A 19816-nucleotide genomic window follows, 5' to 3' on the forward strand; every position below is an offset into this window, starting at 1 on the left:
CTCCATAGGATGAAAAAACGGCTGCAATGATAATAAATATTAGTTAAAAAAATTATTTGTTTTCCTGGTGCTTCCATAATTCCTGAAAAACAGCGCTATGGTCGCGCAGTTCCCGGAAGTTACCTGCCGCCACCACACGGCCCTGTTGCAGTACGTAGATATAATCGAACTGCGGCAACAGGTGCAGGCGGTGCATCGCTGACACGATCGCTTTATCGGCGAAGGTCTGGAACATCTTGCTGTAGATCATCGCTTCTGTCTTCGGGTCTACGCTGCTGGTCGGTTCATCCAGCAGGATAACGTCGCTGTCGCGTGCAGCGAGGATACCGCGCGCCAGCGCCAGCCGCTGTTTCTGTCCGCCGGAAAGGTTCACGCCTTTTTCCCGGATATCGGATTCCAGCCCGCCGGGCAGCAGGGCCACCACCTCTGAAAAGTGGGCCGCTTCGCATACCTCCATGATCTCTTCGTTGCTAAACGGCAGTCCCAGGGTAACATTATACGCAATGGTGTTTTCAAAAATTTCCGGTTCCTGGGGGAACAGCGTCACGCTTTCATGGATGGTGGCTAACGGGTACGCCTCTCCGTTGACCGTCACCTGCGTGCCTTCTTCGGGTTCGTACAGCCCCCTCAGTATGGCCAGCAGCGTGCTTTTGCCGCTGCCGCTTTCCCCGATGAGCGCTATCTTTTTCCCTCTGCCTATCTGTACCTGCAACTGGTGCAGGCTTTGCGGGGCATGCCCTTCGTCATAGGAAGGCAGGTGGGAGAAATTAAGCTGACTGATATCAATGGTTTGCCAGTTGACCGGCAGTTCGGGCGCAGCATCGGCCCGGTGATGCTCTTTATAGGCATCGCTGATATTGGTGGCCGTTTCCACGGAAGTATTGTACTGCACAATATCCGTATATTGCCAGGCTACGTCCTGGAACACGCTGGTGAACTGGTTTACGTATCCGAGCAGCGTCACCAGTCCGGCCACATAAAACAGCTCTCCCGGCACCCAATGCTGGAACACATAACCGATAGTGATCACACAATATATCACGGTGATCATCATCTCTGCCACAAACCATTTCCATTCGTTGATGACTACATTTTTCCGGAAGGAAGGCCATATACGGGCGATCTTTCCCAGCAGGCCGCTCTCCATGCTTTTCTCCAGCCGGAGCGTGATCACGGTCATGATATTGGACAGACTGTCGAACAGCGTTGCTGACACCACGTGTTCTCCTTCATTGATTTCCTCCAGTGTGCGGATATATGGCTTGTCAAACAGGACGAGAAAATACACGCAGCCAATGCCCAGCACCACACCGATGGCGCCGTACAGCGGGGAGAAGTACAACATGGCCCCCAGTGAAAAAAACAGCTTGGACAGGGCATGGAGGTACATAAACCCGCGGGAGAAAAATTCCTTCAGGGCCTCATATCCTTTACGGATACGGTTAATGACACTGCCGCTGTGATTGTCCTGGTGCCATTTTACAGGCAGATGCAGCGCCTGGTGGTAACGTTCCTGCAGGAAATTGCGGCTCAGGCGGAAGGAGAGTCCCTGTTCCATCACCCTGGCAGGCCCGTGGAAGGCCCATTCCAGCAGCTTCAGCCCGAGGTAACCGCCGGCAAACAACAGGGTGTATCGGGGCAGGTTGGCGGTATCCTGTTGCACCCGGCCAATAAACCACCCGAATAACAAGGGGTTCAGCGAAAAACAAACATTGGCCAGTATGAACAGGAGGTACACCAAAACGTATTTTTTACGTTCTTTTCGCGCATATTTCCAGGCGGTCTTTAACAACGAAATGTAAGGGTTGGGCATGGTCCGGGTTTATAGTTTAGATCTGGTACGATATTCGTACTTTATAGTGATGTAAATCTTTATATTATGAAAAGTTCATTTGCAGCAAAAGCATTGTTCTTCCTCTCCCTTTTTTCTTTCCTTTTCACCGGTAGCTACGCTCAGACAAAAGCCCAGCAAAAAGCTGCCAGAGAAGCCGCCAAAGAAGCCGCTGTAAAGGCGATGGTAGACAGTAAAACCTACGTGTTCATCCCACAGAGCGTGTCTCCCATGAGTGGCCGCGTAAGACAGATCACGCCGGATTTTAACCTGATCGTCACCCCGGACTCGATCGTCAGTTACCTGCCTTATTTCGGCCGGGCCTATTCCGCACCGTATGGCTCTACTAAATCACCACTGGATTTTAAAACCAAAGACTTCCAGTATTCTTCCAATCCCCGCAAAAAGGATGGTTGGGACGTCAACATCAAACCTGCTGACAAGGACATACAGAATATAAATGTGACCATCACCAGCAGTGGTTATGCTACCGTACAGGTGACCAGCAATAACCGCCAGCCGATAACTTTTAACGGATATATACAGGAAGTGAAGGACAAAAAATAATTTGCCAGGCAACGATTTGGTTATTTAAAAACGATGGAAGTATCATCTTCCCTCTATTTTAAATAACCAATTTTTTTGTCATTTCGTAATTGTTGAGCATGACCCCATCAATATCTACTGTTTGTGCCTTTACTACCTCAAATCCCATTTTTTCAAAAAAAGGTTTCGCTGTAATGCTCACATAGGCGGTCAGTGCCGGCAGCTTCAATTCCTGCGCTTTGTGAATAATCTGTTCTGCCAGTAAAGTGGCTACTCCCTGCCGTTGAAAATCCTTGTGCACAAACATCATGTCAAACTCCCCGTCATCTTCCAGCGAGGCGAAACCGGCAATCACTTTCTCCGGCGTTTCCGCCACATAAAAATGCTGGGTGTTGATGCGCCTCTCCAGCGAAGAAAGACGGTTGCCCCGGCCGGCCCACGCTGCTACCTGTTCAGGATTGTAATCTTTGCTGTTCACCGCACGGATAGTGCCCTGGTAGAGGTCACGCAGGGCCAGCATATCGCTGACATCAGCTTTTCGTATATTCATCATGCGGAGCGGGTTTAAACAGGAGATAGCTTATATTAGCCGTACAAATTTACTCGATTCCGATGGAGAACCAAACACCAATCACCACATTATTCCTGGATATTGGCGGCGTACTGCTGACCAACGGGTGGGACCGCAAAGCGCGCAAGCTGGCGGTGGAAACTTTTCAGCTGGACGCAGCGGAAACAGAAGAGCGGCACCACCTTACCTTTGACACCTACGAGGTGGGTAAACTGACGCTCGATGAATATCTTAGCAGGGTGGTGTTTTATGAAGACCGCTCTTTCACCCGGCAGCAGTTCCGCGATTTTATGTTTGCCCAGTCAGCTCCCTATCCGGAGATGATTGAACTGGTAACGCGGCTCAAAGAAAAGTATAGACTGAAGATAGCCATCGTCAACAACGAAGGGCGGGAGCTCAATGCGCACCGCATTCATTATTTCGGGATCTCGAAATTTGTGGACTTTTATATTTCCTCCTGTTTTGTGCATTTCCGTAAACCGGACGCGGACATTTACCGCATAGCGCTGGATATTGCGCAGGTGGCACCGGAAGAAGTGGTGTACCTGGAAGACCGCTCCATGTTTGTGGACGTGGCCAACGGCCTTGGCATCAATGGCATCTGCCACCATGCATACGATACCACCGTGGCGGCGCTGGAGAAATTCGGATTGCGGCTGTAGGCTGTTTATGACAGCGTGTTTTTTGAGAAGCGCTACCACTAAAGGAGCCGCAATTATCTTCGTTGCGGCTCCTTTAGTGGTAGTCAGGGGAAGATTAATTTTTATGTAAAACGGCTAAGACGCTTTTCACTTCAGCTTTTCATCGAGCACCAGGAGCATCCTTTCAAATTCTTCCTGATTATACCCCGAAGACTCCCAGATTACTTTTCCGGTTTCATCAAGAATCATATTGCGGGGAATGTATGCTGTAGCAAATTTTCCGAAAACGTTTCTGTTTATGTCCGGTAACAGGGGATAGTCCACTTTCATTTTGCCCTGGAATTCATTTACTTCCTTCCAGTTATGCTCTCTGCCAAACGCCAGGAACACAAACCGCGGATTGTCCTTGTGTGCCTTCCATACTTTTTCATTCAGGTATGGCATCTCAGCCCTGCAAGGGCCACACCAGGTGGCAAAGAAATTAATGAAGACTATTTTTCCCTTGTAATCCGCAAAACTATTCGTTTTACCAGGGGCCGTTTCAAACGAAACTGCCGGGGCCTGGTCTCCGGTATGTATTAATGTTGTAGTGTCGGAGGAACTAAGCTGTCGGCCATATGCCAGAGAAACAGAGAGGATGCCGGCGATGATAAATATTAATCTCGGAAGGATGTTACAATTCATTTTGGATATGTTTGGGTGTGTCTTCATACAATATACAATAAATGTACAGACTTTCCTGTGTTGAGTTTCCCGGGGCTGCGTTGTTGTTCTGGTCCATTAATAATCAACAGGAAATACGAAGACTGCATAACCATCGCATTGAAATGTCCGCCGGCTCAAAACGACTGTTATGGGGTTGTTCAACTGTTATCTATCAACGTGCAGGCGTAAAAGTTACTTGGCGTTGTTGTTCGCATCATTCCTGTTGATGCCTGCTTGTTTTTGTTTCTCCTGGCCTTCCGGTTGTTGTTTTAGTTTGATGCCTGCTTGTTTTTGTTTCTCCCGGCCTTCCGGTTGTTGTTTTTAGTTTGATCCTTGCTTGTTTTTGTTTCTCTTAGCCTTCCGGTTATTGTTTTTAGTTTGATGCCGATTCTTTCCGTTTGCCCGCCACATACCTCCCCGCATTTACCGCTGGTGTAATTTTTAATCTGCTATATCGATTTTGCAAAGAAAGATTTCCTTTTTGTTGTATTTTGGAAACCGGATATCAGAAGGATGCTATTTAATGCCATTCCTGTCAATGTGCAGGAACCCGGCTTGCGCGCGTGTTGTATATATTTTCCACGTTAGGTATATACACTTTGGTCAGTCTGTTGTAGGCCCCTTCCTATCTTTTTAAACATTTATCGTCAGGCTATTATTTTCATTGGATGCATATTGCTAAAAGGATTTAGCAAAACAAAAAACAAAACAGATCTATGCTCAAATGGTATGAGTTCCGTCCAAAGTTGAAACAACTGGGTATCAGTCCCGGTAAAGCTTTGGTCTTCATGATGGGCGTTGGCTGCAGCCAGCAGCTGATAGCCCAGCAGACTATTCCCCTGACCGACCTGTCAGGATTTAAGCAGCCGGCTGCCAACTGGCGTATAGCCGGCGACGTAAATGCCGACCTGCAAAGAGAAAACACCCTGACCACCACCAGTGGCACGGGTATCCTGGTGAACCTGCCGGAGAAAGGAAAACACGGCCAGGACCTGTATACCAACTGGCAACATGGGGACCTGGACCTCGAACTGGACTACCTGGTATCTGCCAAATCCAATTCGGGCATCTATCTGCAGGGCAGGTACGAAATTCAGCTGCTCGACAGCTGGGGCGTCCTCTCACCACGGCCGTCAGACAACGGCGGTATCTATGAACGCTGGGACAACAGCCGTCCGGAAGGGCAGCAGGGCTACGACGGCCATGCACCCCGCCAGAACGCCAGCCTTGCGCCCGGCCTGTGGCAACACATGAAAATCGCTTTTCAGGCTCCCCGCTTCGATGCTGCCGGCAATAAAATTGCCAATGCCGTCATCCTGAAAATAGAGCTCAACGGCGTCACTATCCAGGAAAACGTAGTCCTTTCCGGCCCCACCCGCGGCGGCATGGAAAACAACGAAGTGGCGGAAGGCCCGCTGCGTATCCAGGGAGACCACGGCACCGTGGCCTTCCGCAATATTAAAATGCAATCCTATAACGCACCTAAACCGGAACTGAAAGCGGTGCGCTATGCTATCTATAAAGGCTCTTTCCAGCAACCGCCTGATTTTAAAACCATCAAGCCTATCGCTACCGGTGAAGCCGCCCAACTCACCTCCAATCTTACCGGCCTGCCGGACAACGAGTTCCTGGTACGGTACACCACTACGCTGGATGTAAAAGCTGCGGGAACTTACGATTTCAACCTGCACACCTCCGGTGGCGGTGGTCAGCTCAAAATCAACGACCAGGTGCTTAACGGCTCCCGCAGCCGGGACGCTAAAGGCGGTATTACCCTGCAACCCGGCAGCTACCCGGTGGAAGTGCTGTATGGCAAAAACGTGGACTGGGCCAAACCATCGCTGACACTGAGTGTCCGCTCCGCCGCTGTCCGCGAGTTTGCCCTCAGTGATCTCAATGTGCCGGCAGATGATCCTACTGATCCTATCCTCGTCACCGCTACGGAAAATACCGTGCTGCGCAGCTTCATGGACCTGAAAGGCGGTCCCCGCGTGGTACATGCCGTTTCTGTCGGCAGCCCGGCAAAGGTGCACTACACCTACGATATGGACCATGCAGCACCGGTACAGGCATGGCGCGGCGAATTCCTCAACACCACGCCTATGTGGCACGACCGTGGCGACGGCTCTTCCCGCCCGATGGGCATGGTGCGTATACTGGACAACAAACCGGCAATGTCACTGGCCAGCCTCGCCTCCGCTGAGGCGGAATGGCCTGCGGACACCACCGGCACCGCTTACCGCCCTAAAGGATACGACCTCGATCCTGAAGGAGTGCCCTCCTTCCGGTTCGATATCTATGGCGCCGCAGCGAGCGACAGCTTCCGCGTATTGCCCGGCAATACAGGACTGCACCGCAGCCTGCAGGTGGCCGGCACACAGGACAACCTGTACGCCCGTATAGCCGTAGCCGATAGTATCTCCCAACTGGCGGACGGTACTTATATGATAGGGGACAAAGCCTGGTATGTGAAAATGGACAACAGCAGCGCGAAACCCGTTATCCGCCGTCAACAGGGAAAAATGGAACTGATCGTACCGGTAAAAACCGCCATCGGTTACGCCATTATCTTCTAAGCAGAAACATGCACAAGACATTATGAAACTGAACTATAAAAGATTAACTACCGGGATAGCAGCCGGTATGTTGATGATGACGACTGCTATTCAACCGGTACTGGCACAGGAGTCGCCCAAAGAAGAGGACTTCTTCCGCATCGCCCGTATCAGTTCACCGGAAGGAACCCTACTGGAAGTAGGTGGTTTGTGTACGCTGCCCAATGGCGACCTGGGCATCGCTACCCGCCGCGGTGATATCTTCATCGTGGAAAACCCGACCAGCCGCCAGCCTTATTTCCGTAAAGTGGCCTCCGGCCTTCACGAAGTACTGGGCCTCGTCTGGAAAGACGGCTCCCTTTACTGCGCGCAACGCGGTGAACTGACGAAACTCACCGATACCAATATGGACGGTAAGATCGACCGCTTCGAAACCGTATATTCCTGGCCGTTGTCCGGTCACTATCATGAGTACAGCTTCGGCCCCGTGGTGGCGCCGGACGGCTCTTTCTTCGTATCCGGCAACGTGGCCTTCGGTAACGAAGAATGGTGGCGCGGTGAAAGCCGCGTTCCCTGGCGCGGATGGATGATGCATATCAGCGCAGACGGGAAAATGGAACCCTGGGCAACCGGCTTCCGCTCTCCCTGCGGCCTCGGCATCATCGACGGAGAATTGTTCTATACCGAAAACCAGGGCGACTGGATGGGCTCCGGCGGACTGGTACACGTGAAAAAAGGCAGCTTCGTGGGACATCCTGCAGGCCTGCGCTGGACCAACCTGCCTAATTCACCGGTAAAACTCACCACTGAACAACTGTACAGCAAAGTAGATCCCCGCTTCCGCAGAGATGAAAACAACCGCGCTATCAAACCGGAAAACGTGGAAAACGAAAAATTCGTGACGCTGTTCGACATGAAACAATATTTCCCTGAAGTGCAACTGCCGGCAGTATGGCTGCCACACGGCGTGCTGGGCATTTCCAACTCACAGGTGGTGACCATCCCCGAAGGTGCGTTTGGCCCATTCGCCAAACAGGTACTGGTAGGCGATCAGGGACAAAGTAAAATCATGCGTGTTTATCTTGAAAAAGTAAACGGTGAATATCAGGGTGCTGCCTGGGACTTCAGAAGCGGTTTCCAGTCAGGCGTGCTGCGCCTGGCATGGGCGAAAGACGGTTCGCTCTTTGTGGGTGAAACCAACCGTGGATGGGGTTCCGCCGGTGATGCCAACCAGGGCCTGCAACGCCTGGTATGGAACAACCGCGTGCCTTTCGAAATGAGGACCGTGAGCGCCAGACCGGATGGTTTCGAAATTACCTTCACACAACCGGTAGACAAAAAGTATGCGGAAGACCTGGCGTCTTATCATGTGGAAAGCTTTATCTACAAGTATCATCCGGTGTACGGCAGTCCGACCGTGAACACGGAAAACCTGACTGTTAAAGGCGTGAAAGTGGCTGCTGACGGCATGAGCGCACGTATTATTGTCAACGGGCTACGCCGGTACTACATTCATAAATTATCGCTGACAGGTATCCGTTCCCAGGAAGGATCTTACTCACTGGTACATCCGGACGCGTATTATACGCTGAACAATATTCCTGAAGGCGCGGCACTGGCCATGTCTGAAGTAAGCACCAAAAGCAGTGCGAAAGCGCCCGTAGCGGAACCTAAAGCACCGGCTAAAACTGCCACAGGAAAAGCTGAACCGGCCAAAGCGCCTACTTTAGCGCAGATACAGCCGCTGTTAAATAAATATACCTGCTCTTCCTGCCATAATGCAGAAAAGAAACAGGTAGGACCAGGCTTTAAGGAAGTAGCGAAAAGAAATTACTCTGTCGCCAAAATTTTGTCGCTGATTAAAAATCCGAAGCCGGAAAACTGGCCGGGTTACGCTACACCGATGCCTCCGTTCCCGCAGGTGCCCCAGGCTGATGCCACCAAGATTGCCCTGTGGATCAACTCACTCAAGTAATTTTTGATATTTGGTCATTTTGATATTTAGTTATTTATGGGTTGCTGATACAACAGGTGCCCGTAAATAACTAAATATCAAAATAATCAAATGACTAGCTGTTCATTATCTCCTCAATCTCTTCTGCCTCTTTGGGTATTGTTTTCATCAGGTCTTCAAATCCGTTTTCGGTGACCAGCAGGTCGTTTTCTATTCTCACCCCGATACCTTCCTCTTCATTGTAAATACCTGGCTCATTGGTGATAACGGCGCCTTCCGGCATGGGCTCATCATAGTAACCTGTGTCGTGCACGTCCAGTCCGAGGAAGTGGGACACGTTATGATAGCAGTGTTTGTTCAGGTAATACTGCGCACCGTGTGTCTGAATATCGGCAATGGAGCAGAGGCCCAGTCCTACGAGTTCTTCGAGCAGCAGGTTGTTGGAAATTTTCCAGAGGTCTTTTATGAGGATGCCCGCTTTGACTTCCTGCGCTACCTTTTTGTGTACCCGTAATACAGCATTGTAGTATGCTTTCTGGCGCGGCGTAAAGCGGCCGTTCACCGGAAAAGTGCGGGTGAGGTCTGTGTTGTAGTACCGGTATTGGGCCGCAGCATCTATCAGTACGATGTCTCCGTTTTTGCCGATGCTTTCGTTGGCGCGGAGATGCAGTATAGTGCTGTCTGCGCCGAAGGCCACAATCGGTTCATAGGCCCAGGTGGCGCCATGCTGCATGTATTCGTGTATCATTTCCGCTGCCACCTGCATACCGGTCTGTCCGGGCCGGATGCTCTGCAATACGCGGCGGAAGCCTTTCTCTGTGATCTCGCTGGCTTTGCGTATCAGTGCTATTTCTGCCGGTGTTTTAGCATTACGTTGCCGGGCCAGAATAGGGTAGAGGCGTTCATACCGATGCAGGGGATAGTACTGTTTGCAGGCGAGCAGCAGCCGGTCTTCCCGTGTCTGTGTTTCGTTTTCTGAACGCGCGTGTTCATTGGTGTGCAGATAGATACTATTGCACAGCGGCAGTACTTTCTTCATGACGGCCCAGAACTCGTCGGTATAAAAAACGGTACGGATACCGGAGATGTTGGAGGCAGTGGCTTTGTCCACTCTTCTGCCCATCCATTTGACAAACATCTGGTCTACCCGTTTGATGAACAGTATTTCCCGCAGGGAAGTATCAGGGTGACCGGGGAAGAGGGCGAGCATCGCGTCTTCTTCGGAGAGGCCTGTCAGGTAATACACGTTCACGTTGGGATAGTAGGGCATGGTCCCGTCGGCGTTGGTCGGCATGACGTCATTGGCGGTCAGGAGAGCCGCGGCACCGGCAGGCAGTTGCCGGATAAGGCGTTGACGGTGGTCTGAAAACATAAGGGTGACGTAGTTTGGTGAAGTCACAAACTTAGCGGGAGGGTAGGGAATAAGTGGTGTAAAAAGGCGACAGTTTTATGCTGACCATTTGTTCCATTCTTTTCTGAAATGGGAAAAGTCATGATAGCCCAGTTCTTCCCAATCGGCTTTGTAGCCATGCAGCACATACTGCGCGGCGGCGTGCCGGAAGCGCAGTATAGCCAGGCACTTTTTGGGGCTGATGCTCAGGGAATCGGAGAAATATCTTTCGAGGGTACGGGGCGACACGTAGAGGAGGCCGGCCAGTTTTTTCAGCTGGAAGCCTGATTGCTGTAAGGCAGGACCGTTAAGGGATTGCAGCACATAATCAAAACGGTGGTTGTCGGTGGTGGTGCTGGTGTGCCGGCGCAGGAACTTTTCCAGCAGGGTTTTGATGACCTGCATGTCCGGTGCATCATACACTGCGGATTCCAGTTCCGGCAGCCGTGTCATTACATCATGGGCGGAAAGTGTCTGTCGTTGCATGTCGGCGCCTTTTACATGAAAAAGGTAGTTCAGGCTGGCAGGTTTGAATTTAATGCCGACGAGGAAATTATTCGGGTAATGACGATAGGTGACAGGTGTGGTTTGGTAACCTATCAACTCGCTGTGGTGACAGGAATGCAACAGTTGCCCTTTAGCGTTGCAGATATCGAAAGGAGCGCCCAGGTTCAATACCAGCGAAGCGTTCATGTTGGCCAGCAACAATTCGCGGAACTCTTCATCTTCCGGTAACGGCCTGCGGAGGTCCAGTAGCCAGTAGTAGACCACATGCCGCTCCAGGTCAGGTGACGGGCTGATATACCGGTACTGGCCGTTGAAATATTCCTGGTTAATGAATTCGATTGCCTGCATAACAGGGTGCTAATTTACGGATATCGGATGCATGATTTGATCATCTCCCGAACATTTTAATCGTATGTTCTGTTAATTAGGTTACCTGTGAAAATCCGGATCAGGGCGTACATGATCACCGCAGTAGCCCTGCCATTCCCCGGCTTTCATGAAAATACTGTTACCGGCATACATTGGAATGCCGGCAGGAATACTGTACTGTAAAATCATTTAAAGTTAACGGTTGATAAACAGGTACAACATCTTGCAATTTGTTGAGATGTGCTGGGGCGGGCTTATATGTTGACAGCGCCCGCCCTTTTTTTCTTATGATGCGCTTTTATATTGATAGAATCTTCCCGCCATCAATCCCATCGGTAGGCCGATAGCCACCATCAGGATGGTCATGCCCACCAGTACGTTTACCAGGTGGAACGGTCCTTTGGGGATATTGGTCAATGGTAATATCAGCAGGTTCATCACGAGCCAGACAAAGATGCCGTATATCAGTCCGGATACCGATGGTATCTTCCGCATCTCCGGTATGCGCGGATACAGGAAGAAGAACAGCAACGTAAATCCCAGTGCGATGATGTAATGAAACAATACTCCCAGCCAGGGCATGACGGGGTTGCCACTGAATGCCGCCGTGCCGTAAACGCCGCTGGCAACAAACAACAGCACGTTGACAAAACTTTTGCCCGTTACTAATACAAACTGCAGGCAGGCGGAGAATAAATCAAGCGTACCGACTATCAGCCAGGTGAGGAAGATAATGCCGACAGGAAAAGCGCGAGTGTTAGCCATAGTGTTAAAGAAATGGTATCCTTTAAATTAAAAAATTTCTTCATAAAAAACCAAAGGAAATTTTGAGAGGCTGTTCTATGTCAGTGCTGCGCACCTCAGCTGTTAACTCTCAGCTCAGTCCTCAACTCTCAGTCCTCAACTCTCAGTCCTCAACTCTCAGTCCTCAACCCTCAGTCCTCAACCCTCGGCACTCAACCCTCAACCCTCAACCCTCAACCCTCAACCCTCAGTCCTCGGCCTCTGACTGACCGTCCGCCTGGCCCCATTTTCATCCCCTCGCCAATTTGTGTCTATCATACAATATTCACCCAATTTATCTCCCGGTTGATCATCTACCTTAAAATCTCCTTAAAATAATTTTATAAAATATTATTAATCAATTTATTAAAACTTATAAAAATAAAAATTTAAATGAACGTTTAAGTAAACGATTGTTTTAATTAAACGTTTGTTTAACTTTGCTTCGTCAAATCAACAAAGGGAACATGGAAGACTATAACGATAAGCAACTTTCGATCATTTCGGTGGCGGAACGTTTGTTTGCAGAAAAAGGTTTTCATGGCACTTCTGTAAGGGATATCGCACAGGAAGCAGACGTGAACATTGCCATGATATCCTACTACTTCGGGTCGAAGGACAAGTTGCTGGAGGCGGTTTTCAGGTTACGGATGAATGCGTCCCGCATATTCATCAATGAACTGGTACAGAATGATACCATGGCCCCCCTGGAAAAAATATACTCCCTGATCGACAGGTTTATCAATAAAATGCTGAATGAACAAAACTTTCAGTGCATTATGAGCCGGGAACAGCTCAATAAAGAACAAAGCCCGGTAAGAGACCTGATCTGGCAGCTGAAAGGGGAAATGCTTGGTCTGATGCGCCCCATCGTGACCAACGCCCAGGACGCGGGGATCTTTACCACCGATGTGGACGTGGAAATGCTGTTGACAACCCTGTTTGGCACCATTCACCAGACCATACCTGCTCAGCATGTGTTACGGACCTACCCGGAAAACGCACACATGAACGACGAGGAGTTTAAAGAATATTTAAGGCTCAGACTGAGCAACCATTTGAAAAAATTGTTTAAAGCAATCCTTACACATGAATTCTAGAAGCATATACAAACGATTATATGCGCTTACATCCGGAATCGTGCTGACGCTGGTTTTTCAGGCAGCATCCGCACAACAAAGCGTAAAACCGCTTTCGTTAAATGAAGCCATATCGCTGAGTCTCCAAAACAGTAAACAACTGAAGGCCAGCCAGGCCCGCATTGAAGAGGCCAACGCCAACGTTAAAACAGCCAACGAAAGACAGCTGCCAGACGTAAGCATTTCCGGCTCTTACCTGCGACTGACACAGCCTAATCTTGACCTGAAACTCGGTAAAGGAGGTAGTAACCCCGGCGGCGGTTCAGGCATGGAAGCGCCAAAAGTAGACCAGGCAGCCTATGGTATGGCCAATGTGTCCATCCCTGTGTTTGCCGGCATGATGATACAAAGCGGCAAAGAAGCAGCCCGCTACCTCGCACAGGCAGCCAAACTGGACGCCGACAAAGACCGCGATGATGTGATCGAAAACACCATCGGCGCTTACAGCAACCTCTATAAAGCCACTCAGGCGGTGAAACTGATGGAGGAAAACCTGAGGCAGTCCACCCAACGCGTCAAAGACTTCTCCAACCTGGAAAAGAACGGCCTGCTGGCACGCAATGACCTCTTAAAGGCAGAACTGCAACAGTCCAACTATGAACTGTCCCTCATGGACGCCCAGAACAGCCTGAAAGTAGCCAACCTCAACATGAACATCATGCTGGGCCTGCCAGACAACACAACGCTGCAACTGGACACTACGGTGTTTAAAGTAGACGATAAAACCGACGGCAGAGGCGTAGCGGAATTTGAACAACTGGCTTACCAGAACCGTAAAGACGCTGCTTCCCTCGGTGCCAAAGAGAAAGCTGCTTTCGCCAACATAAAAGGCGTGAAAGGTGAATACTATCCTTCTCTCGCGGTAACCGGTGGTTATGTGGCCGCTTACATTCCAAACGTAGTGACCATCACCAACGCTGTAATGGGCGGTGTAGGCTTGAAATACAACCTTTCCTCCCTCTGGAAAACAGGTAGCAAGGTGGCCAGCGCAAAAGCACAGCTCGCGCAGCTCCAGGCCAATGAGGCCAGCCTGACAGACGCTATCCACCTCGATGTGGTGAGGTCTTACGAAAACTACCTCCTGAGCAGGAAAAAAATGGACACTTATATCAAGGCGATAGAACAATCAGAAGAGAACTACCGTATCACGAAGAACAAGCACGATAACAATCTGGCTACCACCACCGACCTGCTGGATGCGGACGTGGCCAACCTCCAGGCTCATCTGAACTACACCTTCGCAAGAGCAGATGCACTGGTGGCCTACAACAAATTGTTACAGGCATCGGGAATACTCGACAACAACAAATAACAACAAACCAATAAACTACAAAGCTGTGGAAACGCAAACAAAAGCTACTAATAATATATCTACCATGCAGGAAACATCCGCGCCTAAAAAGCGCAGCAAAGGGTTCGTGATCGTACTGGCCGCTCTGGTACTGGGTGGCGGCGCGTTCGGTATCTCAAAATACATCCATAGTCTGCATCACGAAGAAACAGACAACGCGCAGATCGATGCGAATGTAAGCCCCGTTATTCCAAGAGTGTCAGGTTTTGTAAAAGAAGTAAGAGTAAAAGATAACCAGCATGTGAAAAAAGGGGACACCCTCGTGGTCCTCGATGACCGTGACCTGGCTATCAGAGTACAACAGGCTGAAAACGCCCTCGCTACCGCCAAAGCTAACCTGGGTGCTGCAGAGGCAACCACCAGCGCAGCGGAAACAGGCATCAGCACGGCTCAGGCCAATGTCGGTACTATCGACGCCCAGATCGAAGCCGCCAAGGTGAACATCTGGAGAGCCAATCAGGATTACGAACGTTACGCCAACCTGATCAAAGACCACTCCATCACCCAGCAACAATACGAACAGGCCCTGGCTGCCAAACAAACAGCTGAACGCCAGCTCGATGTACTGGTAAGACAAAAAGCGGCCGCTGTTCGCCAGACTTCCGTAGTAAGCTCCCAGAGCAGCGCTACCGGTAAACAGATCAATCTCGCCAACGCAGCGATCAAACAACGTGAAACCGATGTGGACGATGCTAAACTGAACCAGTCCTACACCGTGATCACCGCTCCGGAAGATGGCGTGCTGTCAAAAATATTTGTACAGCCTGGTCAATATATCACTGCCGGCCAGTCTCTCTTCAGCGTGGTAATGGACACCGCTCCATGGGTAGTGGCCAATTTCAAGGAAACACAGCTGGAAAAAATGAAGCTCGGCCAGAAAGTGACCGTACATATCGACGCTTTCCCGGGTACTCCGCTGGAAGCCAAACTGACTTCCTTCTCACCAGCCACCGGCGCTAAGTTTGCACTGCTGCCTCCGGACAACGCTTCCGGTAACTTCGTAAAAGTAGTACAACGCCTCCCGGTGAAAATCGAATTCGATGACCCGAACAACGAACTGATTAAAAAGTTGCGCCCGGGCATGAACGTGCTGGTAGACGTGCATCTCAACTAATCATATATGAATGCATCATGACCAGGGGTTAATAGTTGAACCGGTCCAAGTTATTTTCGGCGGAAACCATCAGCTTCAACAAAAGACCTCAAAGACAGGAACCACCGGCTTGATTATTAATTCCTGGTCAACCTGCATTCATTCAAAATAAATCGCTGCATGCAACAAGAATCATTGGTAGAATACGGCTCACGCAGGGTGATCATTACGATCACCGCTATCTTCTGCGCGCTGCTGGAAATCGTGGACACCACCATCGTGAACGTGGCATTGAACGACATGCGCGGCAACATGGGAGCCACACTCAGTGAGATCAGTTGGGTGATCACCGCTTATGCGATCGGTAACGTAATCATTGTACCGATGACCAGCTGGTTGTCCCAACAGTTCGGCCGCCGTAACTACTTCGCTGCTTCTGTCATCATATTCACCGTTTCCTCTTTCCTCTGCGGTAACGCAACGGCCATGTGGGAGCTGATACTTTTCCGCTTCATACAAGGTCTCGGAGGTGGTGCGCTACTGGTAACATCACAAACAATTATTACAGAAAGTTATCCTCCCGAAAAACGCGGTGTTGCCCAGGCCATCTACGGCCTCGGCGTGATCATCGGCCCTACACTGGGCCCTCCGTTGGGCGGTTATATTACCGATAACTATTCCTGGCCTTACATCTTCTATATCAACATCCCTATCGGTGTCATCGCTACCCTGCTCACATTGCAGTTTGTACGCAGCCCGAAATATGCAGAGAAGAAAGCCATCAATGAAATCGACTTTCTGGGTATCATATTACTCGCCATCACGGTAGGCTGTCTCCAGTTTGTACTGGAACGTGGCCAGGAAGATGACTGGTTCAGTGATCCAACGATCACCCTCTTATCTGTGATGAGCGCCCTGGGCCTGTTCTTCTTCATCTGGCGGGAGCTGACCTATAAGAACCCGATCGTGGAACTAAGGGTATTGAAGAACGGAAACCTGAGGGTCGGTACCATCCTCTCGTTTATATTGGGTTTCGGTTTGTATGGATCTACATTCATTATTCCGCTATACACCCAAAGCACCCTGGGATGGACCGCCACCCAGTCCGGTATGCTGATGATACCGGCAGCGCTTACGACGGCCTTTATGATGCCGATCATCGGTAAACTGCTGGAGAAAGGCGTACCGCAACAGTACCTGGTGGCACTGGGAATGTTATTGTTCTTTGTCTATAGTTTCTGGGGATACCTGATCATTACACCTTCTGATACCGGCGCGGACGCGTTCTTCTGGATGCTGATCGTGCGCGGGGTAGGTATGGGGCTGCTCTTTATCCCAATCACCACACTGGCGCTGTCTTCCCTCAAAGGGCAGCAGATCGGCCAGGGCGCAGCCTTCACCGGTATGATGCGTCAGCTCGGCGGTTCCTTCGGGGTGGCACTGATCACCACTTTTATGGCCCGTCAGAACATGGTACACAGAAGCGACCTGGTGTCTAAACTGGACACCAACAACCCCGATGTCATGAACCGCGTGAACGGCCTGGCACATGGCTTCGCCGCAAAAGGTATGGACGCCGGCACTGCTGTCAGAAGCGGATACAAGGTACTGGACTACAGCATCACCAAACAGGCGGCTGTGATGTCTTACATGGACGTGTTCCTGTACCTGGGACTGATGTTCCTCATCTGCATCCCGTTTGTACTGATGGTAAGAGCTAAGAAAGCTGCAAAACTGGACCCGTCAGCTATGCACTAACGGTCTCGTTTTTCGACATAAATTATTGTTGCAATAACAGTGTAACAGTTGTAGGTTTAGGTAAATAAGCCCCGATATTCATCGGGGCTTTATTTTTTCTACAACATTTATCAGGAGAAGGAAAATCAAAAAACGATGTTACCCTGATGAATGAGCGACTTCACGGGGGAAATGCGGGATACTGCTTCGGCTGAACAGCTGGCATCTACCAGTACCATGTCCGCGGCATCATCGGCCTTCGGCCACTGACGGCCGCCTTTGTCATCCAGCGGGAGAATATTGTGGGTGGCTATCTTCAGGCATCTGGATAAATCAAATTCAGTGCGGTAACCATATAATTGCGCCATCAGGTTGGCTTTCTGCAGGATGCTGCCGGAACCGAAGGTGCTCCAGTGGTCAATGATACAATCGTTGCCGGCCTGTACGTCCACCCCATATTTATACAGCGTGGGAATTGGCATAATAGTGCTGCCGAAAGGAATAGTTGTCATAATCCCGATACGTGCATTGCCCAGTTTTTCGGCCACTTCCTGTAGTTTGTTATTGTCCATTTTGGCCAGCGCAAAGCTGTGGCTGATATAGGTTTTTCCTTTCAGCACAGGGTTCTCGTTGACTTTACCAATCAGGTATTCGATGGTTTTTATGCCGGATTCGCCTGCTTCATGCAGGTGGATATCGATGCCCTTGTTGTGGTCCAGCGCCAGTTGCACCACGAAGTCCATATGTTTTTCGATGCTGCCGTCAATGCTGTACGGGTCCAGGCCGCCGATATAGTCGATGTCCATTTTGGCGGCTTCTTTCATCAGTTCGGCCGAGGGCGTATAAAAAATGCCGTGCTGCGGAAAGGCCACCAGTTCCGCAGAGAAACCGTCCTTTTTATTTTTCAGCGCTTTCTCAAGATGTTTAAGCGAGTTTAACCCGGAGGTGGGTTCTATGTTGACATGACTTCTGGCGAAGCTGGTGCCTTTGGACTGCAGCAGCTCAATCAGTTGTCCGGTGCGGGCAGCGGACGTTTTCAACAGCTCGGGTATCACCTGTTGTTCAAAGGCGATCATGTCTTTTACTGACTTGTTCTTTTTCAGGTGTGCTTTCCAGGGAAGGCCGTAAAATGTTTTGTCGAGATGGATATGCATGTCCCGGAAGGCGGGCAGCAGCAGCCATCCTTTGGCATCAATGGCTTTGACGCCGGGCTGATTGGGCAATACGGATTTTATTTTTCCATTGCTGACTTCTATGGTGAAAAGATCGGTAGTAGTGCCGGTCACTTCGCCTTCTTCATACTGGAAGCCTGTTTCCAGCCGTACATTTTTAAGGGTGAAGCTTTTGCCGGCGCCAGTGGCGGTATTGGTTGCGCCAGAAGTGGCGCCGGCAGCGTTACCTGTCAACAGGCTGCCGCCTGCGGCCAGTAATATGGAAGAGCTTTTGAGAAAGTCTTTGCGTGAAATAGAAGAAGCCATACGATCGTTTTATGCAAAAATAAAACGCAGGCGGAATGCAATGATGGATGAATTATGCCAGAACTTGTAATTTTTATAACTGGTCCCTGAATTGCCGGGGTGAAATGCCGGTTTGGCTTTTAAAGAAATTGGAGAAATAGGAGAGATCATTAAACCCCAGATTAAAAGCGACCTCTTTGATCGATTTTCCTGAAGCCTGTATCTGGCGCTTGGCTTCGAGGATCACACGGTGCTGTATGAGGAACATGGCCGACAGCTGAAGATGTCTTTTACAAAGAATATTAAGGTAATTAGGGGAGATGTTGAGCTGACTGGCGTAGAAGGCTACCGACTTTTGTGTTTTATAATGCTGGTCAATCAGTGCATGATACTGTTGAAGGGCTGGTTTAGCCCTGTACACCAGCAGGTCATCGAACTTACGCTCCGCCTCCAGGGTTACCAGCTGGGCTATGAGCCGGCTGCGGAGATGGATGATCTCCCATGACACCGTTGACTGGCCCAGTTCCTGTTGTATAGCACGGAACTCGTAAAATAGTTTATGGAAGCTCTCTGCCGTCAGGTCTATCACCGGATGATGCTGGTACACGGCAAAAGGAAATTGCAGCGTATTGGAAAACGTTTCAAAAAAAGGGCGGGTGATCATCAGCTGATAGGCCACCATCTTTTTGCTAAACTCCCATTTGTGTACCTGATCAGGAAACAACAGGTGTATCTGGTAAGGCGCCACATCGTAATCAATGAAGTCAATCGAGTGGGTACCACTTCCTTTTTCTATCAACAGAAAAACAAAGAAATCATGTTTATGCGGTTTTTCGATCAGCCGCTCCCCGCGTATTTCATGGTACAGGAAATGACAGGCATCCTGTTGGTCGCCCTGAAATGCCCTGATATCCAATACCGGAAACTGCTCCTTTGCCTTCATGGGGGAAAAATACAAAAAATCCGGTGTCCCAGGGCTGAAGCCCTGGGCTACGTTTTGTGTTAGGGCTGTTTTTGCAGTTGAATGCTTGTAGAAAAGATATATTTCTATTAACACGCTCATAGAAAGGCTATAGAAAAGATATTTTTCTATTAAACATCATCTTTCCGGCCAGCCTTGCCGGGATGCTGTTTTCCGGAAAAGAAGTAAACAGGAATGAGTTGCCTGACTATTGAAAGTCCTCATT

At 50.0% G+C, this 19816-nt stretch carries 16 protein-coding genes; 8 read left to right on the top strand and 8 right to left on the bottom strand.

What is annotated here, in order from left to right:
* Positions 1–52: 52 nt before the first annotated feature.
* On the bottom strand, positions 53–1813 hold the full coding sequence (locus HGH92_RS22310; protein WP_168872954.1) for an ABC transporter ATP-binding protein: 1761 nt from the start codon (positions 1811–1813) through the stop codon (positions 53–55).
* Positions 1814–1879: 66 nt separating this feature from the next.
* Here HGH92_RS22310 and HGH92_RS22315 point away from each other — a divergent pair, with 66 nt between their 5' ends.
* Positions 1880–2398: a DUF4251 domain-containing protein gene (locus HGH92_RS22315; RefSeq protein ID WP_168872955.1), complete on the top strand. Its 519-nt coding sequence runs from the start codon at positions 1880–1882 to the stop codon at positions 2396–2398.
* A gap of 58 nt (positions 2399–2456) precedes the next feature.
* Here the strand turns inward: HGH92_RS22315 and HGH92_RS22320 are convergent, their stop codons facing one another.
* Entirely contained in the window at positions 2457–2930 is a 474-nt protein-coding gene (locus HGH92_RS22320) for a GNAT family N-acetyltransferase (protein WP_168872956.1), read from the bottom strand.
* Positions 2931–2989: 59 nt separating this feature from the next.
* On the opposite strand from HGH92_RS22320, the gene HGH92_RS22325 reads away from it, so the two are divergent.
* Positions 2990–3610 carry an HAD family hydrolase gene (locus HGH92_RS22325; RefSeq protein WP_168872957.1) on the top strand — a complete coding sequence of 207 codons (621 nt, stop codon included), beginning with the start codon at positions 2990–2992 and terminating at the stop codon, positions 3608–3610.
* 126 nt (positions 3611–3736) lie between these two features.
* Here HGH92_RS22325 and HGH92_RS22330 read toward each other — a convergent pair whose 3' ends face one another.
* Positions 3737–4273: a TlpA family protein disulfide reductase gene (locus HGH92_RS22330; protein WP_168872958.1), complete on the bottom strand. Its 537-nt coding sequence runs from the start codon at positions 4271–4273 to the stop codon at positions 3737–3739.
* Between the two features lie 737 nt (positions 4274–5010).
* Here HGH92_RS22330 and HGH92_RS22335 point away from each other — a divergent pair.
* Together HGH92_RS22335 and HGH92_RS22340 are read left to right on the top strand one after the other, a co-directional pair.
* Positions 5011–6870, top strand: a complete 1860-nt coding sequence (locus tag HGH92_RS22335; RefSeq protein WP_168872959.1) for a family 16 glycoside hydrolase — start codon at positions 5011–5013, stop codon at positions 6868–6870.
* 22 nt (positions 6871–6892) lie between these two features.
* Entirely contained in the window at positions 6893–8824 is a 1932-nt protein-coding gene (locus HGH92_RS22340) for a hypothetical protein (protein WP_211092689.1), read from the top strand.
* A gap of 94 nt (positions 8825–8918) precedes the next feature.
* Here the strand turns inward: HGH92_RS22340 and HGH92_RS22345 are convergent, their stop codons facing one another.
* From HGH92_RS22345 to HGH92_RS22355, 3 genes are all read right to left on the bottom strand, one after another.
* Entirely contained in the window at positions 8919–10175 is a 1257-nt protein-coding gene (locus HGH92_RS22345) for an aminopeptidase P family protein (protein WP_168872960.1), read from the bottom strand.
* 75 nt (positions 10176–10250) lie between these two features.
* Positions 10251–11048, bottom strand: a complete 798-nt coding sequence (locus tag HGH92_RS22350; RefSeq protein ID WP_168872961.1) for a helix-turn-helix domain-containing protein — start codon at positions 11046–11048, stop codon at positions 10251–10253.
* A gap of 306 nt (positions 11049–11354) precedes the next feature.
* A complete protein-coding gene (locus tag HGH92_RS22355; RefSeq protein ID WP_168872962.1) occupies positions 11355–11834 on the bottom strand; it encodes a hypothetical protein in 480 nt (159 codons plus the stop codon).
* Between the two features lie 485 nt (positions 11835–12319).
* Between HGH92_RS22355 and HGH92_RS34070 the strand changes: the two genes are divergently transcribed.
* The 4 genes from HGH92_RS34070 (at position 12320) to HGH92_RS22375 (ending at position 17193) form a co-directional block, all read left to right on the top strand.
* The gene (locus tag HGH92_RS34070) at positions 12320–12952 is read left to right on the top strand and encodes a TetR/AcrR family transcriptional regulator (RefSeq protein WP_168872963.1); all 633 of its coding nucleotides are present in this window, start codon (positions 12320–12322) and stop codon (positions 12950–12952) included.
* Positions 12942–14303 carry a TolC family protein gene (locus tag HGH92_RS22365; protein WP_168872964.1) on the top strand — a complete coding sequence of 454 codons (1362 nt, stop codon included), beginning with the start codon at positions 12942–12944 and terminating at the stop codon, positions 14301–14303. Before HGH92_RS34070 ends, HGH92_RS22365 begins: the two co-directional genes overlap by 11 nt.
* Before the next feature lie 25 nt (positions 14304–14328).
* Entirely contained in the window at positions 14329–15456 is a 1128-nt protein-coding gene (locus HGH92_RS22370) for an HlyD family secretion protein (protein WP_317166432.1), read from the top strand.
* Positions 15457–15615: 159 nt separating this feature from the next.
* Complete coding sequence (locus tag HGH92_RS22375) at positions 15616–17193, top strand: DHA2 family efflux MFS transporter permease subunit (RefSeq protein WP_168872965.1); 1578 nt, start codon at positions 15616–15618, stop codon at positions 17191–17193.
* 125 nt (positions 17194–17318) lie between these two features.
* On the opposite strand, the gene HGH92_RS22380 is transcribed toward HGH92_RS22375, so the two are convergent.
* Entirely contained in the window at positions 17319–18650 is a 1332-nt protein-coding gene (locus HGH92_RS22380) for an amidohydrolase (protein WP_168872966.1), read from the bottom strand.
* A 73-nt stretch (positions 18651–18723) separates the two neighbouring features.
* A complete protein-coding gene (locus tag HGH92_RS22385; protein WP_168872967.1) occupies positions 18724–19572 on the bottom strand; it encodes a helix-turn-helix domain-containing protein in 849 nt (282 codons plus the stop codon).
* Positions 19573–19816: the final 244 nt, after the last annotated feature.

Source organism: Chitinophaga varians, assembly GCF_012641275.1.
Classification (GTDB): domain Bacteria; phylum Bacteroidota; class Bacteroidia; order Chitinophagales; family Chitinophagaceae; genus Chitinophaga; species Chitinophaga varians_A.

What these genes read in the sequence shown, in the direction of transcription:
- HGH92_RS22330 (WP_168872958.1), bottom strand. Translation starts at nt 4,273, where the DNA reads ATGAATTGTAACATCCTTCCGAGATTAATATTTATCATCGCCGGCATC.
- HGH92_RS22335 (WP_168872959.1), top strand. Translation starts at nt 5,011, where the DNA reads ATGCTCAAATGGTATGAGTTCCGTCCAAAGTTGAAACAACTGGGTATC.
- HGH92_RS22385 (WP_168872967.1), bottom strand. Translation starts at nt 19,572, where the DNA reads ATGAAGGCAAAGGAGCAGTTTCCGGTATTGGATATCAGGGCATTTCAG.
- HGH92_RS22315 (WP_168872955.1), top strand. Translation starts at nt 1,880, where the DNA reads ATGAAAAGTTCATTTGCAGCAAAAGCATTGTTCTTCCTCTCCCTTTTT.
- HGH92_RS34070 (WP_168872963.1), top strand. Translation starts at nt 12,320, where the DNA reads ATGGAAGACTATAACGATAAGCAACTTTCGATCATTTCGGTGGCGGAA.
- HGH92_RS22380 (WP_168872966.1), bottom strand. Translation starts at nt 18,650, where the DNA reads ATGGCTTCTTCTATTTCACGCAAAGACTTTCTCAAAAGCTCTTCCATA.
- HGH92_RS22340 (WP_211092689.1), top strand. Translation starts at nt 6,893, where the DNA reads ATGAAACTGAACTATAAAAGATTAACTACCGGGATAGCAGCCGGTATG.
- HGH92_RS22365 (WP_168872964.1), top strand. Translation starts at nt 12,942, where the DNA reads ATGAATTCTAGAAGCATATACAAACGATTATATGCGCTTACATCCGGA.
- HGH92_RS22375 (WP_168872965.1), top strand. Translation starts at nt 15,616, where the DNA reads ATGCAACAAGAATCATTGGTAGAATACGGCTCACGCAGGGTGATCATT.
- HGH92_RS22345 (WP_168872960.1), bottom strand. Translation starts at nt 10,175, where the DNA reads ATGTTTTCAGACCACCGTCAACGCCTTATCCGGCAACTGCCTGCCGGT.
- HGH92_RS22325 (WP_168872957.1), top strand. Translation starts at nt 2,990, where the DNA reads ATGGAGAACCAAACACCAATCACCACATTATTCCTGGATATTGGCGGC.
- HGH92_RS22355 (WP_168872962.1), bottom strand. Translation starts at nt 11,834, where the DNA reads ATGGCTAACACTCGCGCTTTTCCTGTCGGCATTATCTTCCTCACCTGG.
- HGH92_RS22320 (WP_168872956.1), bottom strand. Translation starts at nt 2,930, where the DNA reads ATGATGAATATACGAAAAGCTGATGTCAGCGATATGCTGGCCCTGCGT.
- HGH92_RS22310 (WP_168872954.1), bottom strand. Translation starts at nt 1,813, where the DNA reads ATGCCCAACCCTTACATTTCGTTGTTAAAGACCGCCTGGAAATATGCG.
- HGH92_RS22350 (WP_168872961.1), bottom strand. Translation starts at nt 11,048, where the DNA reads ATGCAGGCAATCGAATTCATTAACCAGGAATATTTCAACGGCCAGTAC.